The organism is Glycomyces dulcitolivorans (assembly GCF_003265355.1).
In the GTDB taxonomy this organism is placed as follows: Bacteria; Actinomycetota; Actinomycetes; order Mycobacteriales; family Micromonosporaceae; genus Glycomyces; species Glycomyces dulcitolivorans.
Window position 1 is genome coordinate 1 of sequence record NZ_QFRW01000105.1, and the last position, 644, is coordinate 644.

Annotated in this window: 1 protein-coding gene; it reads left to right on the forward strand. The window is 78.7% G+C overall.

The features are described from left to right. On the forward strand, nt 1-644 hold a 644-nt coding region (locus DI269_RS27075), incomplete at both ends, for an acyl-CoA dehydrogenase family protein (RefSeq protein ID WP_198667382.1).

Here is a 644-nt window from a genome sequence, read left to right on the forward strand (position 1 = left end):
CCCGACGCGCGCCTGCGCCGCTCCATGGCCCCCGGCGCCGCGACCTGGCTCGCCATCGTCGCCGCCAACGCCGCGTTCGCCCGCGCGGCCGCGGCCGTCGCGATCCGGTTCGCCCGCATCCGCCGCACCGCCGACCGCCTCGCCCCCGGACTGGTCCTCCTCGACTTCCGCAGCCACCGCCTCGCCCTGTTCACGGCGCTCGCCGACGCCTACGCCCTGACCGCGGTCGCCAACGCCGCCAAGCGGAACCACGCCGCCGCAGACGCCTCGGGCTCGGCGGGCTGGACCCCGTGGACGGCCGTGGACCCGCTCCTGCCGCTGCTCAAGACCGCCGCCACCGACCTCGCCGCCCGCACGGTGCGCGAATGCCGGAGCCGCTGCGGCGCACCGGGGTTCGTGGGAGCGCCGATCCTCCTCGCCTACGAGGCCGCGACCGAGGCGTACCGGACGGCGGGCGGCGACAACCGCCTCGTCCGGTTCGACACGGCCCGCGGGATGCTCACCGCCGAACCGCCCGCAGGTCGTGCGCCCGAGACCCTGCGCGGTCCCGGCGACTTCGCGCGGCTGGCCGCGGTCTGCGAGCGGCGCCTGCGCACGGTCCTCGCCGACGGCCTCGTGGCCGCCCGCGCCTCCGGCGCCGACGA